The following is a 17,518-nucleotide window of genomic DNA, read 5'->3' as shown; positions in this document are numbered from 1 at the left end:
CGACCATGGGCTGGATGAACCGGGTCGGTGTGCGCGATGCCGACCCCGCCTGGGAGACCGCGATGACCGAGAGCGTCCGCCGACCGGCTCCGGCCGGGGCCCGCGGCGATGACGCGTGGCTGACCGAGGTGGCCCGCGCGGCCAGCGCCGATGCCGGTGGCGTACCGGTGGAGCTGCTCGGCGACTATCTACGGCTGTTGACCGACGCGGCGGTGACCGGCCGCCGGCCGCGCCGCGGCGAACTCGACGCGGTGGGTGCGCTCGGCCGACGCGCCGCCGAGCAGGGTGTGTCAGCGGGCCGGGCGGTCCGCCTCTACCTGTCCGCGGCACGGCGGCTCTGGCGGCAGCTGCCGCACCTGGCCAGTGCCACCGACAGCGAGACGGTGCGCGCGTCGGCGGACGCCGTGCTCCACGTGGTCGACACCGCCGTGGCCACCGTCGCCGAGGGCTACGCGGCGGCCCGCCGGGACCTGGTCCGCCGGGAGGAGGCGCTGCGCCGGGAACTCGTCGACGACCTGCTGCGTGGCGACTCCGACCTCGGCGGGTTGGTGGAGCGGGCCGAGCCGTTCGGGCTGGACCTGGCCCGGGTGCACCAGGTCGCGCTCGCCGCGCCGGGTCATCGGCTGCCGGACACCGAGGCGGCGATCAGCGCGCTGGAACGGGTCATCTTCGACCGGTTGGGTGACCGGGACGTGCTGGTGGCCACGAAGGAGGGCCTGCTCGTCGTGATCGCCCCGGCGGACACGGTGACGCCCGACCGGGGTGGGGGCGACGGTGGGTCGGTGGCGGGTCTGGGGCGGCTGATGCACGGCGAGTTGGACCGCCTCGTGCGGGGCCGGCCGTGGCAGGTGGCGGTGGGCCGCCCGCACCCGGGCCTGTACGGCATCGCCCGCTCCTACGAGGAGGCCCGCGAGGCGCTGACCACGGCGCGGCGACTGCACGCCGACACCTCCGTGATCGACGCCCACGACCTGCTCATCTACCGCGTCCTGCTGCGTGACCAGGCCGCAATGGTGGATCTCGTGCGGGCGGTGCTGACACCGCTGAGCGAGGCCCGGGGCGGCGCCGAGCCGCTGCTGGACACCCTCAACGAGTACTTCGGGTGCCGCGAGGTCGCCACGGAGGCGGCCCGCCGCCTGCACGTGTCCGTGCGCACCGTCACCTATCGGCTGGACCGGATCCGGGCGCTGAGCGGCTACGACCCCGCCGATCCCCGGGACCGGTTCACCCTGCACGCCGCCGTGCTCGGCGCGCGGGCGCTGGACTGGCCGCGTCGGCCGCTGCCCGCGTAGCGGGTCAGGCCGGGACGGCGACCAGTTCCGGGAAGCCGAGCAGGGCGGCCAGCGCGCTGGCCTCGCTGCGGGTCAGGGCGAGGCTGACCATGCCGTCGGGGTCGTCCGGGTCGTCGTGGACGACGTCCCGGCGGTCGCCCACCTGGTACTCCACGATGCCGATCCGGCGGCCTTCTCTGGTCGTGAAGGTGTGTCGTACTCCGATGCCCGGCAGCGTCGTGCGTTCGATGTTCACGAGGGTTGCTCCTTGCGGGACGGCTGCCCAGGGCCGGCCGAGAGCCGGCCGCCTACGGCAACGCGGTGGACGGTCGAGCGGCTGTCCCGACGCCCGGCGGCGCCCGATCGGCCGACCAGGCCGGAACGCAGCCGGCGACGGCCCGGCTCAGCCGGACCACGATGCTCATCCCGAGCGCGCAGCCGGCGCGAACCGCCGCGACGACAACCGCCAGCACGGCCAGCATCGACAGCGCGAGGGGGCGCGCGACGCCGACGGGGTGCTGGTGGGTACGCATGTGGCCCACCATAGCCTTCGCCGACCCTCGCTCCGGGGCGCAATTCGGGAAGGTCCCCCGGATCCGCGGCCCGTCACCGAGGGTGACGGCAGCCGGACGAAAAGCGATGGTGTTCTCCGGCGGCCGGCAATCAACCGGGCTTTTATTGGCCGGTCACGCGCAATGCCAACACTCTGCTTTCGGGCGACGCTGGAGGTCCGACGCGTACCCGAGTAGCGAGGAGGCGGTGATGACGATGACCCGCACGCAGGTGGCCACCACGCCGGCGTTCGCCGGTTGTCCGCCGCTGGCCCGGCGTGGACCGGCTCGGGTTCCCGGTTCGGCCGGCGGCGGCCCCGCCTCCGGGACCGGTCACGTCCCCCCGCCGCCGGCGCACCGACGCCGCCCGTGAACCCCGCCGAGCCGGCGCCGTCGCGCGCACCGGCCTGACGGCCGACGGCCCGGCCATCCACCCATCGCCCCGTCCATCGGACGGCTGCGCAATCTCCACGTAGAAGAGGTCGGTCATGTCCGGCAACGTCACCTCCCTTCCCCTGTCGGCGCACACCGGGCTGCTGGTCGGGCGCTCCCACACCCGCCCGGCGGTCCCCGTTCGCCCCGAGCCGGTTGCCGTGGACCTCGGCAGCGCCCAGCTGCGGATCTGGCTGGGATCCGGCGGGGTGTTGCGCACCCCGGTCGGCCAGGTCCTGCGGGCACCGGTCGTGCGGCGCGGACGGGTGGTCGACGGCGCGGCCTGCGCCACCGAACTGCGGCGGCTCCTGCGCGACCACCGCACCGCGGTGCCGGTGGGGGCGCTCGTCGTGGCCTGCCGCCCGGTACTCGCCACACCGGCCGACGAGGAAGCGACACGGCGCGTGCTCAACGCGGTGCTCGCGCCGTCCCGGGTGCTCTTCCTCGACAGCGTGCGCGCGGGCGCCATCGGCGCCGGCGCCGCCGCCGGCACCCTGCTGCTCGCCGACATCGGCGCCCAGCTCACCGAGGTGGCTGTGCTGGAGCACGGCCGGGTGGTCGCCGCCCGGCGCGCCGAGGTCGGCACCCGTGACCTGAACCACGCGATCACCGCCGCCATGCTCGCCGACACCACGGCCAGGCTGGTCCGCGAGCTGCGACAGGAGCCGGCCGTGCGGCCGCTCTTCCGCGCCTGCCTGGCCCGGGGCGTGGTCGTGGTCGGCGACGGAGCGACCCGACCCGACCTGACCGCCCGGCTGGTCGCCACGCTGGGCGCGACCGTGCACCGCGCCGCATCACCCCGCACCGCCGCGCTGACCGGCGCCGGGATGGCCGCCGTCGCGGCCACCCGGCACCCCGCGACCGACTGAACCCGACCTGCCACCGGAAAGGACCACGACCATGACGCACACCCTCGACGACCGCACCGAGATGCTGCGCGAGCTGCTGGAACGCCAGTTCGGCGAGCACACCGACCAGCTCACCGAACTCACGCTTCAGTCCCGGCAGCGGGACCGCGGCGGCCACGACCCGGACACCCTGCGCCGGCTGATCGAGGTGGCCCAGCAGGGCATCGCCGACACCGCCCGCGCGCTGAGGCGGATGTCCGAAGGCGACTACGGCGTCTGCGAGCGCTGCGGCGAGGACATCCCGACGGCCCGGCTGGAGATCCTGCCCTCGGCCCGCTACTGCGTGCCGTGCCAGCAGCGGGGCTGACCCGTCGCGTCCGCGGGCGCCGACGGCCGGTGCCAGGGCGCGACGTCGGGGCGGGTTCCGCCTGTTGCACAGGGATGAATGACATACGCTCGGCAGCGGTTGCCACGGCCGCGGGCCGCCTCCTGGCGGCCCGTCATCCCGCCTGCGGTGCGCCCGTCCGCGCCGCACGACCGTCGAAAGATGGGCTCATGACCAGCACCGAGGTCCCCGCCGCGATCCAGACGTTCATCGACGCGACGAACCGCGCCGACCCGGACGCCTTCGTCGCGGCGTTCACCGACGACGCGTACCTCAACGACTGGGGCCGCGAGTTCCACGGCCGCGACGGCGTGCGCTCCTGGGACCGCACCGACAACATCGGGGTGCAGTCGCACTTCGCGCTCGTCGGGATCGAGCCCGGCACCGATCCCGACAGCTACGTCGTCACCCTCACGGTCTCGGGCAACGGCTTCAACGGCACCGGCCCGATGGCCTTCCACCTCCGCGACGGCCTGATCGCGAGCCTCCGCATCAGCTGAGGCCCCTGCTGGTCGCCGCGGCGACGTCCTCGCTGTCGACCTGGGGGTGCAGAGGGACGCCGCCGGCTCCGCTCGGCCGTGGACCTACCCGTCCCGCAGTACGAGCCGGGCGGAACTCAGTTCACCGGCGGCGCCCAGGTGGGGCGCCTGATCAGGCAGAACGGGTGGCCGGCCGGATCGGCGTACACATGGTCACCGGGCAACCGGCGCGCGCCCAGCGCGAGCACCGCCTCGCCCGCCGCATCCTGGTCGTCGACCATGACGTCGAGGTGCATCTGCTGCGGTACGGCCGGCTCGGGCCACGTCGGCGGCGTCAGGTAGGTGGCGCGCTGAAACGCCAGGCCGGACGCCGCCGTGCCGGCCGACACGACGACGAAGCCGTCGTCCGCGTAGGTGATCGGGTCGCCGAGGACGGCGCTCCAGAACCGCGCCTCGGCCATCGGATCCGGGCAGTCGACGATCAGATGGTGGAGTCTGCCGAGAGGCACAGCGAACATCCCCTTCGTGGTCGCGCGCGTTACGGTCATCCGCCGCCGCGTCGAACAGGTTGCTCAGACATCGACGAGCAGGAGCCCGTCGTTGTTGAGGTTCACCTCGGGCGTGGTGGCATCCGGAGCGTACGTCGTCACCGCCAGAGTCCGACGACCGTCGAAACGAAGCTGCTGGCCGGGCTCGAGGACGTGGCCTTCGGCGAGCATCCGGGCGAGGTGGTTGAGGATCCGTGCGGTGTCCTCGATCCGGTCGGCGGGAACACCCGCGATCAGATCCGGCCGGCCGAACTTCATCATGCCGCGGCTGTGCACCGGGTGCCCGAACCCGGGCTGGGGTTCGGTCTCCGCGATGAGGCTCACCTCCTGCTGGATGGTGAACGGCCGGTGGGGTGACAGGGACACCAGGGCCGACCGGGGAAGCCACTTGCACGCGTAGGCGTCCAACGTCGCGCAACTGCCGGCATCGGCCAGCATGGCTGCCACCGCCCAGGCAAGTTGCAGGTGCGTGAGGTCCGTCGGGTCGTCGACCTCGACGTTTATCGAGTAGCACCACGATGCCGCGTCGAGGCGATCAAGGTCGTCCAGTTGTCCGGCGGCGATGTTGCGCAGCGGGCCGGTGCGCCAGCCGTCGATCCAGTCGGGGCTGTCCGCGTACCGGTGGACGCGCAGGTCGAGCGCGGCCGTGGGGGCGGTTTTCGGGGCGACGCCGTGAAGCCTGAGGTCGGGCCGGGCGCTCAGCACGTCCTCGTCGGCGAAGGCGATCAGCGTCACGCCGGCGCGGCGACCGGTCGGGCGAAACGCAGGACGACCCCACGGCGCGATCGGATCAGTCACGCCGGCATCCTTCCATGCCGGACGGCTCGCGCCAGCCAGGCGGTAGAGGCGGGCTCAGAACGCCCGGGATCACCGATTGTGGATGTCGATGCATCGCGGATCAACCGTCCGGGCGCTGCGCGGACCGCCGGAAGCGTCGTACGCCCATGCCACGATGCCGTCCTGCGGAACGGCCGAGGGAGGAAACAGCAATGGGTGCTTCGGAGTGGCGTTACCTGGTGGCCTACCAGGCCGACGTGGGCGCCGCACTCCAACAACTGCGCCAGGAGGTGTACGACCGCGGCGAATACTATCGGGAGTCCCTTGTGCCCGACCCCGACCTGGAGCTGACGGAGGAGGAGTTCCGGGCCCGGTTGGATCCTCGCAAGGACGACGACGGCTTCAACGACGCGATCGTTGACGACTGGCGGGAACGCAGACGCCGCCCGGTGCCCGTCGACCCGGACACGCTGTTTGCCGCGCAACCGCACTCCGGCACACACTCGATCATCGACATGATCAATGGCGTGGCCGACCGTCCCGGCTTCGCCACGGTGTCCCCGCTGACCGGCGAAGAGCTGATCAAGGCCTTCGGCAGCACGACACCCGCGTCGGATCAGGTCCAGGAGTGGATGAAGGCCGGTGGGGGCCTGCGGGAACGATGGTTCGGCACCTATGTGATCAGCTACCGCGACGGCCAGCCCGACCACATCCACTTCTCCGGATACTCCGGCGACTGACCGCCTCCGAGTTCCCGCTCCTCGAGCGGGAGCTCGGAGCTGCCCGCTCTCGCCCGGCTTCCACGGCGACACCACCGAGGTGGCTACCCGGTGCGAACGCCGGTCAGGACCCGCATGGCGTGACGTTCCCGGTCCGCGAGGTCGGTGAGGATCGCCGAGGCGCGGGCCAGCTCGTCCGGGTCGCTGCTCTCGCCGGCGGCCGTGATGTGGTCCGAGACGGCGGTCCACCGGGGCGCGATCTCGGCGTACAGCTGGTGACCGAGGCGGAGGTTGTCGTCGTCGACGATCGTGGCGCATTCGGCGAGGAAGTCCTCGGCCGGGCCCGCCAGCACGCGGTCCTGCTCGGCGATCCACCGCCCCAGCGATCGGTAGGCGGCCTCGATTGTCGTCGTAACCGCCCTCGTGTGGACGGTCGCGGCGTCCAATCCGCCGGCCGGCTGCTCACCGACGGCCCGATCGTCACGCACGCCGGCCCGGTTCACACCGTGATGATCACATGCAGGTTGCGGGGCCCGTGGACGCCCTCGACCCGGTTGAGTTCGATGTCGCTCGTGGCGGACGGCCCGCTGATCCAGGTCAGCGGCCGGTGCGGAGTGATCCGGGCGAGGGCGTCCGGCACGGTGGCGACGACCTGGTCACCGCGCACCACGCACACGTGCACGTCGGGCAGCAGCGTGATGATCCGGCGACCCTGGTCCGGGGCACCGTCGAGGACGATGGTGCCGGTCTCGGCCACGGCCACGGCCGCCGCGGTGACCACCCCGTCGGCGGCGGCGACGCGCCCCGGTGGGAGGTCCTCGTCCGGCACCGCGCGGACGCTGGCGGGCAGCCAGCGCGGGGGCAGGCCGGGTGGCACCACGACCTGCCGGCCGCCGAGCAGCTCGTCGACGATCCGGGCCACCTCGGCGTCGGCGCACCGGTGCACGGTGGCCCGGTAGTCGGCGAGGCGGTCCACGAACAGGTCGAGGTCGGTGGCGACGGCGCCGGCGGGCCGGTACTCCCGGGGCACCTGCGCCGGCACCGGCCGGGGCTCGCCGAGGGCGGCACGCAGCCGGGCGAGGACGAGGTCCCGCGCGGTCACCGCTCCGCCCACCACTGGCGGAAGGTCTGCGGCGGCGGCTCGGGCAGGTCGCGGCTGGCGGTCCAGCCGGACAGCGGCGGCGGCAGGCCACGCCCGCGCGGGCCGGCGAGCCGGCTCAGCCGCGCGGCGCGCTGCGCGGCCGCGTACAGCGCCGGGTGGTCCATGGTGTACGCGGCGGCGGCCATGGTCGCGGCCTCGGCCCTCGGGTGGGGGGCCTCGGCCCGCAGGTGCACCAGGATCGACGGAATGTCGATCATGACGGGGCAGGCGTCGTAGCAGGCGCCGCAGAGCGACGAGGCGTACGGCAGCGAGGCGTTGTCGGCCACCCCGGTGAGCTGCGGGGAGAGCACCGCCCCGATCGGCCCCGGATAGACCGACCCGTACGCGTGCCCGCCGGTGCGTTCGTACACCGGGCAGACGTTGAGGCAGGCCGAGCAGCGGATGCAGTGCAGAGCCTGCCGGCCCACCTCGTCGGCGAGCACCGCGCTGCGCCCGTTGTCCAGCAGCACCAGGTGGAACGCCTGCGGGCCGTCGCCCGGCGTGACGCCGGTCCACATCGAGGTGTAGGGGTTCATCCGCTCCCCCGTCGACGCCCGGGGCAGCAGCTGGAGGAAGACCTCCAGGTCCCGCCAGGTGGGGATGACCTTCTCGATGCCCATCACGGTGATCAGGGTCTCCGGCAGGGTCAGGCACATCCGCCCGTTGCCCTCGGACTCGACGACCGCGAGGGTGCCGGTCTCGGCGACGGCGAAGTTCGCGCCGGACACAGCCACCTTCGTGCTGAGGAAGGTCTGACGCAGGTGCCGGCGCGCGGCGGCGGCCAGGACCGCCGGCTCGTCCGTGAGCGCCGGGTCGACCCCCGGCATCGCCCGCAGGAAGATCTCCCGGATCTCGGCCCGGTTGCGGTGGATCGCCGGCACCAGGATGTGGCTCGGCCGGTCGTCGCCGAGCTGCACGATGAGCTCGGCCAGGTCGGTCTCGACCGGTTCGATCCCGGCCGCCTCCAGAGCCTCGTTGAGACCGATCTCCTGCGTGGCCATCGACTTGACCTTCATGACCCGGTCCGCGCCGGCCGCCCGGACCAGGTCGGTGACGATCCGGTTCGCCTCGACGGCGTCGGCTGCCCAGTGGACCTTGCCGCCGGCCGCGGTGACCGCCGCCTCCAGCTGCTCCAGCAACTCGGGGAGGCGGGCCATGGTGTCGGTCTTGATCGCCCGGCCGGCGGCGCGCAGCTCCGGCCAGTCCGGCACCTCACCGATCACGGCCCCCGACTTGCCGCGGATCGTCGTGGTGGCGTGCCGCAGGTTCCGGCGGAGCTGGGCGTCACCCAACGCCCGCCGGGCCGCCGCCGGGAAGGGCTCGTCGCCGCGCAGGTGGCCCACCCCGGGCGGCGCGGTCGCCGGCATGCCGAGGAACGTGGTCCCGCGTCCGGTGTCGTCGGCCGGCCCGCGCGAGGCCGTCACCGGGCCACCCCCGCGACGTCCCGACCGGCGCCTCGGGCATCCGCCTCGGTGCTGGCCAGGATCTCCGCCAGGTGCACCGTCCGCACCCCGGCACGCAGCCGGGACAGCCCGCCACCGATGTGCATCAGGCACGAGGCGTCCCCCGCCGTGCATACGTCAGCCCTCGTGGCCAGCACGTTGCGCATCTTGTCCGCCAGCATCGCCGTCGAGGTGTCCGCGTTCTTCACCGCGAACGTGCCGCCGAAGCCGCAGCACTGCTCCGCCTGCGGCAGGTCCACCAGCTCCAGACCACGGACCGCGCGCAGCAGCCGCAGCGGCCGGTCCCCGACCCGGATCATCCGCAGCGAGTGACAGGTCGGGTGGTAGGTCACCCGGTGCGGGTAGTACGCCCCGACGTCGGTCACCCCGAGCACGTCGACCAGCAGCTCCGACAGCTCGTACGTCCGCGCGGCCACCTCCTCCGCCCGGCTCGCCAGCCGCTCGTCGCCGGCCCGGCGCGCCACCATCGCGTGCTGGTGCCGCACCGACCCCACGCACGAGCCGGACGGCGCCACCACCACGTCGTACGGGGCGAACACCCGGACGTGCCGGCGGACCAGGCGCAGCGCCTCGTCCGGGTAGCCGGTGTTGACGTGCATCTGCCCGCAGCACGTCTGGTCCTCGGGGAAGACCACCTCGTGGCCCAGGCGCTCCAGCAGCCGTACCGTCGCCTTGGCCGCCTCCGGGAAGAGGGTGTCGGCGAGGCAGGTCACGAACAGGGCGACCCGCATTCTCAGCCACCCATCCGATCCTCGGCGGCTCGCCAGGCCGCCTGGTCACCTCGCGGCGTGTATCGGACGAGGTGCTGGGTCGCGCGCAGGCGGGGCCGTCGTGCCGGCAGGTCTCCTGCCGACGGTTCCAGCCGCCCGGGCCCGCACCAGGATGTCACCGAGTGCGGTGACCCGGATCGGTCCGGCGAGGAGGCCGCTGCGGCCCGACGACGGCCAGCCGGGTCCGGTGGACGCCCTCGCGCAGCTCGTCGTCCCCCATCACCAGGTAGACCAGGGGGCAGTCCTGCGGCCCGGTGACGTCGAGCTGGCAGAGCGTGCAGGGCTCCCCCGGCCGGATCGGGCAGGTCGCGGCGGGTCGGGCCACTCTGGTCGCGGTGCTCACAGCTCCACGGTCCGCGGCCTCGGGCGGTCCGTCCAGGGCCACTGGTCCCGATCACGGCACCATCCAGCTCAGGACCGGGGAGCCCTGGAGCGCCACCAGCACGCACATGAACAGCAGCAGCACGAGACTCCAGCCGAACACCTTCCGGAAGATCTCCCCCTCCCGGCCGGCCATGCCGACCGCGGCGGCGGCGATCGCCAGGTTCTGCGGGCTGATCATCTTGCCCAGCACCCCGCCGGACGAGTTGGCCGCGGCCAGCAGCAGCGGGTCCAGCCCGGCCCGGGCCGCCGTCTGCACCTGCAACGCGCCGAACAGCGCGTTGGCGGAGGTGTCCGAGCCGGTCACCGCGACGCCGATCCAGCCGAGGATCGCCGACAGGAAGACGAACGCCCCGCCGGCCGCCGCGAGGAACGCGCCGAGGGTGTTGGTCTGGCCGGACTGGTTCATCACGTACGCCAGGGCGAGCACCGCCATCACCGTGACGATCGCGTAGCGAAGCTCGAAATAGGTGCGGCCGTACGCGCGCAGCGCCCGGCCCGCCGGGACCCGCAGCACCAGCGCGGTCAGGATGGCGGCGAGGATCATCAGGGTGCCCGCCGCGGGCAGCCAGTTGAGGGTGAACGTCATCGAGGACAGCGGCTTGCCGTTGCCGCCCAGGATGTCCAGCCCCGGCCAGTCGAACTTCACCGTCCACGGCTCCTTCGCCAGGGCCGTCTTCACGGCGCCGAGGTTGGCGATGGAGAAGATCGCGATGATGATCAGGTACGGCGCGTACGCCCGGGCGACCTCGGCCGGGGTGTCCGCGACCCGCCGGCCGCCCGCCGTGGCGGCGCGCACCTGGTCGGTGGGCCGCGGCTCCAGGTCGTCGGCACCGCGGTGCCGGTCGGCGGGAGCGGTCTCGTCGATGCGCGGATCACCCGGCGGGGTCTCCCCACCGGAACCGCCCAGCCCGGGGGCGGCGGTGCTGGTCGTATCGGCGCGGGTGCCGGCTGTGGCGCGGACCGTGCCGGGGCCGGCCAGCTCCGCGTCGACCGCGCCGCGGGCGGCCGGCACGGTGGCGGCCTCCGGCTCGCGGCCGAGGTCGGCGGGGGTGACCGGGCGCCAGACGCGGACCAGCAGCACCACGGCGGCGGCCGAGACCAGCGCGGCGACGATGTCGGTCAGCGGCACCGAGATGTAGTTCGCCGCGACGAATTGCGCCAGGCCGAAGCTCACCCCGGCGACCAGCGCGGCCGGCCAGGTCTGGCGGATGCCGCGCCGCCCGTCGACCAGGGCCACCAGCATCAGCGGTACGACCACCGCGAGGATCGGGGTCTGCCGGCCGACCATCGCGCCGAGGGTGTCGACGGTGAGCCGGGGGTCGGGGTTCGCGCCACTGCTGACGCTGGCCAGCGTGACGATCGGGGTGGCGAGCGCGCCGAAGGCCACCGGTGCGGTGTTGGCCAGCAGCGACACCGAGGCGGCGTGGATCGGGCGGAACCCGAGCGCCATCAGCATCACCACGGTGATCGCCACCGGCGTGCCGAAGCCGGCCAGCGCCTCCAGCAGGGCACCGAAGCAGAACGCGATGATGATCGCCTGGACCCGCATGTCCGGGCTGACCCGTTCGAAGGAGCGGCGCAGCACGTCGAAGTGTCCGCTCTCGACGGTGAGGTTGTAGACCCAGATCGCGTTGATGACGATCCAGAGGATCGGGAAGAAGCCGAAGGCGGCGCCCTCGGTGGCCGAGAGCACGGCCTGCCCGACCGGCATGGCGTAGACCGCGACGGCCACGATCAGGGCGACCACGAGGGAGATGACACCGGCCAGCCAGGCCTTGACCTTCATGACGCCGAGCAGGATGAAGAGGGTGAGCAGGGGTAGGACCGCGAAGATGGCCGAGAGCGCGACGGAGTCACCGACGGGGTCGGTGACGACCTTGAACTGGTCGAACATGGGTCACCTCGACGCTATGGGGGACGGGGGTCAGCGGTGACGGTGGATCCCGCCGTCAGGACGGGGTTCGCCGGTGCAGCAACTCCTCGACGCCTCGTCCGCGGATCGAGGCGTCGAGGACCTGGGCGGTGTGTGCCAGCGCGATGTCGCCGCCGGCGCGGGTCACCGAGGCGGCGACCTGCATCAGGCAGCCGGGGTTGGCGGTGACGAGCAGCCGCGCCCCGGTGGCCAGTACGGTGCGGGCCTTGCGGTCGCCGAGTTCGGCGGCCGGCCCGGGGTGGAGGATGTTCCAGATGCCCGCCGAGCCGCAGCAGATCTCCGGATCGGCGATCTCCCGCAGCTCCAGGCCGGGGATGTCGCGCAGCAGCCGGCGGGGCTGCGCGCGGACCCCCTGGGCGTGGGCCAGGTGGCAGGCGTCGTGGTAGGCGACCGTCACCGGTAGCGGGTGCCGGGTGGCGACCTGGCCGAGCTCGACGAGCACCTCGGAGAGGTCGCGGACCCTGCCGGCGAAGTCGGCGGCGAGCGCCGCGTACCGGGGATCGTCGCGCAGCAGGTCGCCGTACTCCTTGAGGGTGGAGCCGCAGCCGGCCGCGTTGACCACGAAGTAGTCGATGCCGGCGACGGCGAACGTGTCCAGCATCCGGCGGGCGAAGCGGCGCGCCTCCTCCTCCCGTCCGTTGTGCACGCTCAGGGCCCCGCAGCAGCCCTGCCGGTCGGGCAGGATCACCACCTCGCAGCCCTCGGCGGCGAGCACCCGGGCGGTGGCGGCGTTCACCTCGGGGAAGAAGGCGCCCTGCACGCAGCCGGTGAGCATGCCGACCACGGCCCGCCGGGTGCCCACGGCGGCCACCCGCTGCGGCGGGCGGGCGGCCCGGCCGAGCCGGGGGGCCAGCGACTCCACCGCCGCCACGGTGGGTGCCAGCCGGCGCAGCAACCCGCTCCGGCGGACCAGCCGGGGCAGGCCGGTGGCCTGGTACGCCCGCAGTGGCCCGCGCAGCAGCCGCAGCCGCCTCCGGTACGGGAAGAGGGCGAAGATCGCCGCCCGCAGCGCCCGGTCCCGGGGTCCGCGACGGTGCCGGCGTTCGACCTGCTGGCGGGTGGCCTCGATGAGCCGGTCGTACTGGACGCCCGACGGGCAGGCCGTCACGCAGGACATGCAGCCGAGGCAGCGGTCGAAGTGGGTGACCATGGAGTCGGCGAGCGGCTCGCCCTCCAACCCCTGCTTCATCAGGTAGATCCGCCCGCGCGGCGAGTCCATCTCCTCGCCCCACAGCACGTAGGTCGGGCAGGTGGGCAGGCAGAAGCCGCAGTGCACGCAGTCCGCCACCAGCTCGGCGGACGGCGGGTGGTGCTCGTCGAAGGCGCCGACGCCGGGTGGCTGGGCGGCCGCGCCGAGCACGTCCCGGGGCCCGCTGGCCGGCTGGCTGCCGCCGGGTGAGGTGACCGGGGTCGGGCCGGGCTGCTGGGGGATGCTCATCAGATCCCTCCCACGAATCGGCCGGGCGCCAGCCGGGCGTCCGGATCGAAGCGCTGCTTGACCCGGCGCATCAGCTCCAGGCCGTGTACCGGTCCCCACAGGTCGACCCGGTCCCGCACGGGCGCGGGTGCGGTGAGCACCACCGTGTGCCCGCCGGCGGCGGCGGTCGCCGCCCGCAGCGCGTCCACCAGGCCGGCGACCCGCTCCGGGTCGGATGCGCCGGGCAGGCCGGCGTAGAGGACACCGACCCCGGCCGAACCGCGCAGCGCCAGCGGCAGGTCGTGCCGGTCGGCCGCCGCGCGGGCCTCGCCCAGCAGCCGGGGTACGCCGGAGAGCGCGGCGGTCAGCTTCAGGCCGACGTCCCCGTCCCGCCACGGAGAGCGTGCCCAGCCGTCGGGCGGCTGGTCGGCGTCGGTGGCGTCGGCGCCGAGCAGCCGGCGGGCCGCGGCGGCCCGGGCGGTCACCCCGGCCGGGGTGCCCTCCAGCAGCACGGTGACCGTCGCTGGCCCGCCGGCCGGCGCGTCCACCTCCAGCGCGGTGGGTACGAGCTGGGCCGCCCGTACCGTGCCGGCCAGGCGTCCGGCCTCGGCCAGGTCGTCCACGGCGCGGGAGACGTAGGCGACGGCGGCGGGCAGCGGGTGCAGCCGGAACGCGCACTCGGTGATCAGCCCCAGCGTGCCGTACGCGCCGGTGACCAGCTTGCCCAGGTCGTAGCCGGCGACGTTCTTGACCACCTTGCCGCCGGCGTGCGCCACCACCCCGTCCGCGCGCACCAGGGTGACCCCGATGAGCAGGTCGCGGACCGTTCCGTAGAGCATCCGGCGCGGGCCGCTGGTGTTGGTGGCGACGGCGCCGCCGACGGTGCCGCCGGGCAGCGGGGCGTCGAGGGCGAGCTGCTGCCCGGCGCCGGCCAGGGTGGCCGGCAGCTCGTCGAGGCGGGTGCCGGCCCGGACCACGGTGATCAGGTCGCCGGCGGCGTGCTCGACCACCCCGGTCAGGGCGGTGGTGTCGAGGATCAGGTCGAGTCGACGGGGTGGACTCCCCCAGTCCTGCTTGGTGCCGCCGCCGCGGAACGCGACGGCCAGGTCGAGCGCGGCCGCCGCGCGCAGCAGGGCGGCGGCCTGGCCGGTGTCCCGGGGCGCGGCGACGTAGCGGGCCGCCACCCCGGCGACGGTGTCGTGCCCGCCGGCGGTGCGGACGACCGGGCCGCCGTCGGGGCGGGGCTCGGCGGCGGCGCGGAGCTGGTCGAGGGTCCGGTCGGCGGGCATCAGAACACCTCCGCCAGGCCGGCCTCCTGCGCCGGGTGGGCCCCCTTGCGGCGGCCCGGCACCTCGCCGCAGAGGCGGGGTGTCGGGAAGACCTTGCCGGGGTTGGCCAGCCCGTCCGGGTCGAACGCGCAGCGCAGCAGCTGCATCGTGTCCAGGTCGTCGTCGGTGAACATGCGGGGCATGTACTTCGCCTTGTCCATGCCCACGCCGTGCTCGCCGGTGATCGAGCCACCGTGGGTGACGCAGAGGTCGAGGATCGCGCCGGAGACCTCCTCGGCGCGGGCGGTCTCGCCGTCGACGGCGGCGTCGAAGAGGACCAGCGGGTGCAGGTTGCCGTCGCCGGCGTGGAAGACGTTCGCCACCCGGATGCCGCGCTCGGCGGAGAGCTCGCCGATGCGGCGCAGCACCTCCGACAGGGCGGTCCGCGGGATCACCCCGTCCTGGACGATGTAGTCCGGGCTGATCCGCCCCACGGCGGCGAACGCGGACTTGCGCCCCTTCCAGAACAGCGCCCGCTCGGCGTCGTCGGCGGCGATCCGGATCTCGAACGCCCGGTTCTCCCGGCACAGGCTCTCCACCTGCGCGAACTGGGCGGCGACCTCCGGTTCCGGCCCGTCCAGCTCGACGATCAGCACCGCCCCGGCGCCGGCCGGGTAGCCACAGTGCACCGCCGCCTCGGCCGCCTCGATGGCCAGGGCGTCCATCATCTCCACCGCCGCCGGCACCACCCCGGCCGCGATGATCGCCGAGGTCGCCGCGCCGGCCTGGTCGGTCGTCTCGAACGCGGCGAGCAGGGTGCGCACCGACTCGGGCAGCCGGGTCAGCCGGACGGTCACCTCGGTGGCGATGCCGAGCGTGCCCTCGGAGCCGACGAACGCGCCGAGCAGGTCGTAGCCGGGGGCGTCGGGGGCGCGGCCGCCGAGGCGTACGCGGTCGCCGTCCGGGGTGACCAGCTCGACGCCGAGGACGTGGTTGGTGGTGAAGCCGTACTTCAGGCAGTGGGCACCGCCCGAGTTCTCCGCCACGTTCCCGCCGATGGAGCAGATCTGCTGGCTGGACGGGTCCGGCGCGTAGTAGTAGCCGTACGGGGTGGCGGCCCGGGTGACCGCCAGGTTGATCACGCCGGGCTGCACCACCGCGCGCTCGTCGTCCGGGGCGACCTCCAGGATGTCCCGCATCTGCGAGGTGACCACGAGGACGCCGTCGGCGCGGGGCAGCGCGCCGCCGGAGAGCCCGGTGCCGGAGCCGCGGGCCACGAACGGCGTACCCGCGGCCACGCAGGCCCGCACGACGGCGGCGCACTGCTCCGCGTCCGCCGGGAGCGCCACCAGCGCGGGGATCACCTTGTACTGGGCCAGCCCGTCGCACTCGTAGGTGCGCAGCTCCTGCCGGTCGCTGATCACCCGGTCGGCGCCGATGGCGGCCCGCAGGGCGGCGGCGAGAGCGTCGAGGTCCGTCGTGGTCGTGCTCATCGCCACCTCCCTGTCGCGTCGGCCGTCGGTCAGGGCATCCGTTCGTACGCGGGCACGGTCAGGAAGTCGGCGAACTCGTCGACGACGGCGACCTTCATGAACAGCGCCCGGGCGTCGGCGTAGTCACCGGGGGCGCCGGGCAGTTTCCCGATCTCCTCGTCGGCGATCCGTTCGACCAGTTCCCGGGTGACCCGCTCGCCGGTGTCGTCGAGGGTGACGTCGTTGTGCAGCCACTGCCACACCTGGCTGCGGGAGATCTCCGCGGTGGCCGCGTCCTCCATGAGGTTGTAGATGGCCACCGCGCCGGAGCCCCGCAGCCAGGTGGCCAGGTACTGCACGCCGACGCTCACCGCGTTGCGCAGCCCGCCCTCGGTGTGCTGCCCGGGGGTGGACCGGACGTCGAGCAGCTCGGCGGCGGTCACCCGGACCTCGTCGCGGGTGCGGTCGAGCTGGTTCGGCCGGTCACCGAGGACCTGGTCGAAGACCTCCCGGCAGATCGGCACCAGGTCGGGGTGGGCGACCCAGGAGCCGTCGAACCCGTCGTTGGCCTCCCGCGTCTTGTCGTCCCGGACCTTCGCCAACGCCGTCTCGTTGACCTGCGGGTCGCGGCGGCTGGGGATGAACGCGGCCATCCCGCCGATGGCGTGCGCCCCCCGCCGATGGCAGGTCCGCACCAGCAGTTCGGTGTACGCGCGCATGAACGGCACCGTCATGGTCACCGAGTTCCGGTCGGGCAGCAGGAAGTCGGCGCCCCGGGTGCGGAACTTCTTGATCACGCTGAACATGTAGTCCCACCGGCCGGCGTTCAGCCCGGCGGAGTGCTCGCGCAACTCGTAGAGGATCTCGTCCATCTCGAACGCGGCCGGGAACGTCTCGATCAGCACGGTGGCCCGGATGGTGCCGCGCGGGACGCCGAGGCGCTCCTGGGCGAGCAGGAAGATGTCGTTCCACAGTCGCGCCTCGAGGTGGCTCTCCATCTTGGGCAGGTAGAAGTAGGGGCCGGCGCCGCGGTCGAGCTGCCGGCGGGCGCAGTGGAAGAAGTAGAGACCGAAGTCGACAAGGCTGCCGGAGGTGCGCTCGCCGTCGACCAGGATGTGCTTCTCGGTGAGGTGCCAGCCGCGCGGCCGGACCACGATGGTGGCCAGCTCACCGTCGTGCAGGGCGTACTGCTTGCCGTCCGGCGAGGTGAAGTCGAGCTTGCGGTCGATCGCGTCGCGCAGGTTGAGCTGGCCGGAGATGACGTTCTCCCAGAGCGGGGTGTTGGCGTCCTCGTGGTCGGCCAGCCACACCTTCGCCCCGGAGTTCAGCGCGTTGATGGTCATCTTGGCGTCCGTCGGGCCGGTGATCTCCACCCGGCGGTCGACCAGGCCCGGCGCGGGGTCGGCGACCCGCCAGTCGGACTCGCGGATCTCCCGGGTCTCGGGGAGGAAGTCGAACAGCGCGCCGCCGGCGAGCTCGGCCTCGCGCCGCCTGCGCCGGTCGAGCAGTTCACGGCGGCGGGCGTCGAAGGCGCGGTGCAGGTCGGCGAGGAAGCTCAACGCCTCGGGGGTGAGAATCTCGTCGTACCGGGGGTGCATCGGCCCGGTGACCTCGATGCCGGCAGGGTTGGCCATCGACTCGCTCCTCACCGTGATATGTG

19 protein-coding genes are annotated in these 17,518 nt (G+C 73.7%); 5 read left to right on the top strand and 14 right to left on the bottom strand.

The features are described 5' to 3' along the window. The first annotated feature begins 14 nt into the window (after positions 1–14). Positions 15–1,292, top strand: a complete 1,278-nt coding sequence (locus NFX44_RS26895; protein WP_262286385.1) for a CdaR family transcriptional regulator — start codon at positions 15–17, stop codon at positions 1,290–1,292. A gap of 4 nt (positions 1,293–1,296) precedes the next feature. Here NFX44_RS26895 and NFX44_RS26890 read toward each other — a convergent pair whose 3' ends face one another. Next, on the bottom strand, positions 1,297–1,527 hold the full coding sequence (locus NFX44_RS26890; RefSeq protein ID WP_262286384.1) for a potassium transporter TrkA: 231 nt from the start codon (positions 1,525–1,527) through the stop codon (positions 1,297–1,299). Between the two features lie 52 nt (positions 1,528–1,579). Then, positions 1,580–1,804: a hypothetical protein gene (locus NFX44_RS26885; protein ID WP_262286383.1), complete on the bottom strand. Its 225-nt coding sequence runs from the start codon at positions 1,802–1,804 to the stop codon at positions 1,580–1,582. Between the two features lie 506 nt (positions 1,805–2,310). Here NFX44_RS26885 and NFX44_RS26880 point away from each other — a divergent pair. The 3 genes from NFX44_RS26880 to NFX44_RS26870 all read left to right on the top strand — a co-directional run bounded on the left by NFX44_RS26880 (position 2,311) and on the right by NFX44_RS26870 (position 3,987). Next, on the top strand, positions 2,311–3,123 hold the full coding sequence (locus tag NFX44_RS26880; RefSeq protein ID WP_262286382.1) for a rod shape-determining protein: 813 nt from the start codon (positions 2,311–2,313) through the stop codon (positions 3,121–3,123). A 31-nt stretch (positions 3,124–3,154) separates the two neighbouring features. After that, entirely contained in the window at positions 3,155–3,469 is a 315-nt protein-coding gene (locus NFX44_RS26875; RefSeq protein WP_262286381.1) for a TraR/DksA family transcriptional regulator, read from the top strand. Positions 3,470–3,657: 188 nt separating this feature from the next. Further along, positions 3,658–3,987, top strand: coding sequence for a nuclear transport factor 2 family protein (locus NFX44_RS26870; RefSeq protein ID WP_262286380.1), 330 nt, complete (start codon positions 3,658–3,660; stop codon positions 3,985–3,987). Positions 3,988–4,103: 116 nt separating this feature from the next. On the opposite strand, the gene NFX44_RS26865 is transcribed toward NFX44_RS26870, so the two are convergent. After that, positions 4,104–4,484, bottom strand: coding sequence for a VOC family protein (locus NFX44_RS26865; protein ID WP_262286379.1), 381 nt, complete (start codon positions 4,482–4,484; stop codon positions 4,104–4,106). 54 nt (positions 4,485–4,538) lie between these two features. After that, positions 4,539–5,312: a hypothetical protein gene (locus NFX44_RS26860; RefSeq protein ID WP_262286378.1), complete on the bottom strand. Its 774-nt coding sequence runs from the start codon at positions 5,310–5,312 to the stop codon at positions 4,539–4,541. A gap of 218 nt (positions 5,313–5,530) precedes the next feature. On the opposite strand from NFX44_RS26860, the gene NFX44_RS26855 reads away from it, so the two are divergent. Further along, positions 5,531–6,031: a hypothetical protein gene (locus NFX44_RS26855; RefSeq protein ID WP_262286377.1), complete on the top strand. Its 501-nt coding sequence runs from the start codon at positions 5,531–5,533 to the stop codon at positions 6,029–6,031. An 83-nt stretch (positions 6,032–6,114) separates the two neighbouring features. Here the strand turns inward: NFX44_RS26855 and NFX44_RS26850 are convergent, their stop codons facing one another. The 10 genes from NFX44_RS26850 to aceB all read right to left on the bottom strand — a co-directional run bounded on the left by NFX44_RS26850 (position 6,115) and on the right by aceB (position 17,492). Next, positions 6,115–6,498: a DUF4872 domain-containing protein gene (locus NFX44_RS26850; RefSeq protein WP_262286376.1), complete on the bottom strand. Its 384-nt coding sequence runs from the start codon at positions 6,496–6,498 to the stop codon at positions 6,115–6,117. A gap of 11 nt (positions 6,499–6,509) precedes the next feature. Next, the gene (locus NFX44_RS26845; RefSeq protein WP_262286375.1) at positions 6,510–7,112 is read right to left on the bottom strand and encodes an LUD domain-containing protein; all 603 of its coding nucleotides are present in this window, start codon (positions 7,110–7,112) and stop codon (positions 6,510–6,512) included. Further along, positions 7,109–8,518, bottom strand: a complete 1,410-nt coding sequence (locus NFX44_RS26840; protein WP_262286413.1) for a lactate utilization protein B — start codon at positions 8,516–8,518, stop codon at positions 7,109–7,111. Before NFX44_RS26840 ends, NFX44_RS26845 begins: the two co-directional genes overlap by 4 nt. Positions 8,519–8,571: 53 nt before the next feature. Further along, complete coding sequence (locus NFX44_RS26835) at positions 8,572–9,345, bottom strand: (Fe-S)-binding protein (protein ID WP_262286374.1); 774 nt, start codon at positions 9,343–9,345, stop codon at positions 8,572–8,574. A 154-nt stretch (positions 9,346–9,499) separates the two neighbouring features. Continuing rightward, positions 9,500–9,727: a DUF6767 domain-containing protein gene (locus tag NFX44_RS26830; protein WP_262286373.1), complete on the bottom strand. Its 228-nt coding sequence runs from the start codon at positions 9,725–9,727 to the stop codon at positions 9,500–9,502. 51 nt (positions 9,728–9,778) lie between these two features. Further along, the gene (locus NFX44_RS26825) at positions 9,779–11,662 is read right to left on the bottom strand and encodes an L-lactate permease (protein ID WP_262286372.1); all 1,884 of its coding nucleotides are present in this window, start codon (positions 11,660–11,662) and stop codon (positions 9,779–9,781) included. 55 nt (positions 11,663–11,717) lie between these two features. After that, the gene (locus tag NFX44_RS26820; RefSeq protein WP_262286371.1) at positions 11,718–13,139 is read right to left on the bottom strand and encodes a (Fe-S)-binding protein; all 1,422 of its coding nucleotides are present in this window, start codon (positions 13,137–13,139) and stop codon (positions 11,718–11,720) included. Continuing rightward, complete coding sequence (locus tag NFX44_RS26815; RefSeq protein WP_262286370.1) at positions 13,139–14,407, bottom strand: FAD-binding oxidoreductase; 1,269 nt, start codon at positions 14,405–14,407, stop codon at positions 13,139–13,141. The genes NFX44_RS26820 and NFX44_RS26815 overlap by 1 nt, the downstream gene beginning before the upstream one ends. Then, entirely contained in the window at positions 14,407–15,879 is a 1,473-nt protein-coding gene (locus NFX44_RS26810) for an FAD-linked oxidase C-terminal domain-containing protein (protein ID WP_262286369.1), read from the bottom strand. The genes NFX44_RS26815 and NFX44_RS26810 overlap by 1 nt, the downstream gene beginning before the upstream one ends. Before the next feature lie 29 nt (positions 15,880–15,908). Beyond that, positions 15,909–17,492, bottom strand: a complete 1,584-nt coding sequence (gene aceB / locus NFX44_RS26805) for a malate synthase A (RefSeq protein WP_262286368.1) — start codon at positions 17,490–17,492, stop codon at positions 15,909–15,911. Positions 17,493–17,518 lie beyond the last annotated feature (26 nt).

Origin of the sequence: Micromonospora sp. MA102 (assembly GCF_025460765.1) — a bacterium.
Taxonomy (GTDB): domain Bacteria; phylum Actinomycetota; class Actinomycetes; order Mycobacteriales; family Micromonosporaceae; genus Micromonospora; species Micromonospora halotolerans.
Note: the sequence above shows the minus strand (reverse complement) of the source record. Positions and strands in the feature narration are given on the sequence as shown.